General features: G+C 42.1%; 4 protein-coding genes. All 4 read right to left on the bottom strand.

Going from position 1 to position 4,159, the window contains the following annotated elements; translation table 11 throughout:
• Window positions 1-122: 122 nt before the first annotated feature.
• The 4 genes from QZ506_RS12530 to QZ506_RS12515 are packed head-to-tail and all read right to left on the bottom strand — an operon-like array spanning window position 123 to window position 3,983.
• A complete protein-coding gene (locus QZ506_RS12530) occupies window positions 123-1,343 on the bottom strand; it encodes an acyl-CoA reductase (RefSeq protein ID WP_291971456.1) in 1,221 nt (406 codons plus the stop codon).
• Window positions 1,327-2,406 carry an acyl-protein synthetase gene (locus QZ506_RS12525; protein WP_291971454.1) on the bottom strand — a complete coding sequence of 360 codons (1,080 nt, stop codon included), beginning with the start codon at window positions 2,404-2,406 and terminating at the stop codon, window positions 1,327-1,329. The genes QZ506_RS12530 and QZ506_RS12525 overlap by 17 nt, the downstream gene beginning before the upstream one ends.
• Window positions 2,396-3,808, bottom strand: coding sequence for an AMP-binding protein (locus tag QZ506_RS12520; protein WP_291971452.1), 1,413 nt, complete (start codon window positions 3,806-3,808; stop codon window positions 2,396-2,398). The genes QZ506_RS12525 and QZ506_RS12520 overlap by 11 nt, the downstream gene beginning before the upstream one ends.
• Window positions 3,798-3,983 (bottom strand): hypothetical protein, encoded by a 186-nt coding sequence (locus QZ506_RS12515; RefSeq protein WP_291971450.1) that lies wholly within the window; start codon window positions 3,981-3,983, stop codon window positions 3,798-3,800. The genes QZ506_RS12520 and QZ506_RS12515 overlap by 11 nt, the downstream gene beginning before the upstream one ends.
• Between the last annotated feature and the right edge of the window lie 176 nt (window positions 3,984-4,159).

Raw genomic sequence — 4,159 nt, 5'->3', positions numbered from 1 at the left:
TTTCCATGCCAGTTTTGGTTGAAAATGCTTGTCATCTCAGGTGTACACTTTTCTCATGAGGCCTAACTGCATTATTTTACGTTGCGAGGATCCGTCGTTTCACTGGGCTGCCAGCATAAAATCTATTTATTCAACAAAGCCAGTGTAAGATTGATGGTCCGTGAGAGCGTGTAAATCAGATCATAACCATCCCATTGTAAACTGAAGTCCATACTTCTTCCCATAGGAACAATACGATCGACCCCTTTGGGGTGATACTGAGAAAGAAAGGTAGCAAGCGTGTTATTGGTTATTCCCAACACAGAGATTGTCTGACAGCGCTCATCACACACAGGATATATTTCACTTATATCATGCGCCAGATACTCCATAAAATAGCCACCAGCGCCAGTGAAGCTCATCGTTTCTTCATCCAGGGAGTCCAACTGGACACGATAAACCAGATTTCTATCCCCAGATACTTTCGTTACCCCTTCACGTGCACTACTCAACAGGCAAAACTGAGTCAATTTTTTGATAGCAACAGCTTCCTGAAGGATATATCTCTCCTGAGAAAATGCTTCAAATTCAGCCCAAAACGTCGCACGTGCCGAGTTCACCTCATCATCGCGACCTAACCAGATAATTAACCCTGGCGAAGTGCAGGCATTTTGATCCGTCAAGAAAGTATCATTATAAAAATGTTCAGCCACAGCACGTTTATCCGGTACTGACAAATAATGAGCCGCATCCACCAATGCAAAAGAATAACGATTTGCGAAGGTAATATCGATGCTTCGCGCTGGCATAGGTGATTCGCGGAGCGCCATGATCGTGGCGTCACCTCCCCAGATCAACCTGCTATGACAACGTGCAGAAAGCCAATCATTAGTTGCTTTATCACGCTCGTAACGTATCAGGCAAATATAAGGTGAAACCTGCGGATGCTCTTGCAATGCCATCTTTATTTCGTGACAAATGATCTCTACCTGCTGAAAATCACGCGATGGCACCCTGACAACATTCGCATTGCCACTCAACAGCCCTGCAACCAGCGAGTAGGCGAAGTTGACGGCAACGTTAGAGGGGGCAATATGAAATGCGACACCACGCCCACAACGGGTCGACAAATCAGGATATCCCTGTTTCATGCCCAATACAGAACTCTTGCGGCACCAAAAAGCAAAACTAATCACATCAGGGTAGGTTTTTGCTAATGTATTAAGGAATAAGCGTTTTGCCAGACTGTTCAAAAAATCGATGATTTCTTCATCAAACAGGGAGTGCGCGCACACACTATTCATCTGCTGGAGTGCAGTGATATTCCCCACCAAAAAAGATGTGTTCTCAAAATTGTGCTGCATAGGTATCACTACATCCTCGCAGTTCAGCATTTTTTAAACGCCCAAGAATCTTGAAGTATTTGCCCTTACGACCACAGTGGCAATTGTCTTCTCCCAATATGATTCCCCGATCTTCGGTGAGAAGAGAGTGTCCAGGATATGATTCTGGGATCAGAGACAGCACCTGAATAATGCCCGGCTCTCCCTCAGCACATACCGAAAAATCGTTGTGATTGCGAATAATAATATCGGAGAAAATACTGGCATGCAGATGGCCTTCTTCACATTGCATGTAGATACAGCCGGTTTGTTCAACCATCCCATAATAATCGTGGACGCGTTGTATGCCACAAACTTGATTCAATGCAGCAACAAATCCAGCTGGAGAGACTGCCTCAGACTGTAATTTTTTCCAACCGCCACCATGGATTAATATGCAAGAGGAGAGATCTATTTTTTTATCGTTTGCAAGCAGCTGCTTATAGAAATGCTGCCATACCATAAATGTAAAACCGAACAGCAAGATAGGTTTACCACGATGCTTATCCAGAAAAGCATAGATTGTTGGAAAATCTAACTCCATATTATCGTCCAACGCATAGGTTCTATCAGTACCAAAAATCGAAAAACCGAGGATACCGGCTCCACGGGCCGAAAAAAGTCGACGATCTTTCATGACCGATGGAGAATCGATAATCAACAATGGCAATCGCGATGGGCCAATAAAATCATTAACAATCTTTACTAAAGTCTTTTGTTGATTAGCAGCCGTTGCTTTATTCAGAAAGATCTTGGAAACGCGTTGTCCCGTAGTTCCAGAGGATGTTATGGTTTTTACGATCTGGTCCGAAGAAACGCTGGAAAGCGCCATCTCTTTGAATAAATAAACAGGAATAAAAGGAATATCTTCAACTGCCTGATAATTTACCTGTGCCAGGTTCAAACCATTCAAAATGCGATGATAAGCCAAACAATGCGCATAATGGTGCGCCGTCAGATCGGATAAACGCTGCAAAATCAAAGTGCGCTTTTCTTCTCTATTAAGTGAGTAAGGCAAAGAGTGAAGAATATCATCATATTGCATTATAATATGCTTCCAGTTGTGAGTAGAGCGTTTTTCCGGCTCCATTTTTTGGAATGCTGTCGAGCGTGATAATCTTGAAGGCGATATGATTCAGTTGGGTCTGCTCAACCAAGAAACGCTTGACTTGGGCGCTAACACTATCATCCGTAATAAATACATACATTTTGTCATCAATGCCGGCGCACGCACAGTGAATATCAGGAAAAGCGTCACGAAGTTGTACTTCAACCTCATCTAAACCGACTCGATTGCCAAAAATTTTGAGGAACCGTTTTTTCCGTCCAACAACATAATAGTATCCTTCACTGTCAAAGCGAGCCATATCACCGGTAGAAAGGCGACCTTGAAATTCATTTCCCTTTTGAAGATCCTCACGGCATTCCGCATAACCTAATACAACATTGTCTCCCCAATAAATCAGCTCACCAACCTCGCCCTCTTGGGCAATAAGGTTTCCTCGTTCATCACAAAGTGCAAATTCTCCGCCGGGGATAGCTTTACCTATACTGCCACATTTATCGATAGCTTTATCAGAGGGTAGGTACGCCATACGAGCCGTTGCTTCAGCAGCACCGTACATTACAACAAAATATTTATTGTTATCCTTCGCATAATGCGCGAAGACACGGTGCAAATCAGGAGACAATTTTCCCCCTGCTTGCGTCAGCGTTTTTAAATCAGGCAATGCTAATGATGTGAAACGGAGTCTTTTCAACATCTCATAAGTGAAAGGGACGCCAGCTAAAGACGTAATGCTATATTGTGTCATCTGAGCCCAAAAGTCTCTCTGCATCACAGTCGCTTTCGTAAGAAATAAACTGGCACCACGACTTAAATGAGAATTAATGACCGAAAGCCCATACGTATAATTCATGGGCAATGACGTAATAGCCCGTTCAGAGGCAGTAATATTGAGATATTCAACAATAGATGCAGTATTAGCTGCCAAATTATTATAACTTTGTCGTACTAATTTTGGACTCCCCGTTGAGCCTGATGTGGTCAGCAGCAATGCCAATTCATCATGCATATCTGTTTGTTTCTTGGAGACGCTTAACAACGAATATTCATGTGCTGTATAAATGACAGGATAGGAGAATCGGCCAGATAGAGCTTGATGAACATATATATATTCAGGCTGATAAATTGATATATAATTATTAATTTGTTTCTCGTTAATATCCTCACTGAGCATTAATGATACATGGCCATACTTTAATGCCATCAAATATCCGATTAATGACCCCATACAGTTAGCACTCAAGTTAAATATCAATGATCTTTTTTTTACATTCTGAGCAAGTCTGGAGCAAATTTCATCAATCTCTCGATAAGATACTGTATTACCTTGCTCAGTAACGACGGCAGTATTGTCAGAATATTTAGAAAAGTCAAAAATCATGAAATATCTCCTTAAGCGTGCCTTCATCTCCATGACCAGGAAAACAAAGCATATCCTCATCTAATGACTTTAGAAAAGGTAGGGTAATATTATTATAGTCTTTTGTACTTTCCCCGGGGAAACGGCTTTGTTGAATAAATAGAACTTTTGGGTAATCATCGGAGCAGATCACCACAGTTGTTTCAAAATCAGGTCTCCATGGCAAAACAAAATGGCTTTGTTGAATAAATAGATTTTATGCTGGCAGCCCAGCGAAACGACGGATCCTCGCAACGTAAAATCATGCAGTTAGGCCTCATGAGAAAAGTGTACACCTGAGATGACAAGCATTTTCAACCAAAACTGGCATGG

This window comes from Candidatus Symbiopectobacterium sp. (genome assembly GCF_020054415.1).
Taxonomy (GTDB): Bacteria; Pseudomonadota; Gammaproteobacteria; order Enterobacterales; family Enterobacteriaceae; genus Symbiopectobacterium.
Note: the sequence above shows the minus strand (reverse complement) of the source record. Positions and strands in the feature narration are given on the sequence as shown.

Coding starts and splice junctions, on each gene's coding strand:
- QZ506_RS12520 (WP_291971452.1), bottom strand. CDS start 3,808: ATGATTTTTGACTTTTCTAAATATTCTGACAATACTGCCGTCGTTACT.
- QZ506_RS12530 (WP_291971456.1), bottom strand. CDS start 1,343: ATGCAGCACAATTTTGAGAACACATCTTTTTTGGTGGGGAATATCACT.
- QZ506_RS12525 (WP_291971454.1), bottom strand. CDS start 2,406: ATGCAATATGATGATATTCTTCACTCTTTGCCTTACTCACTTAATAGA.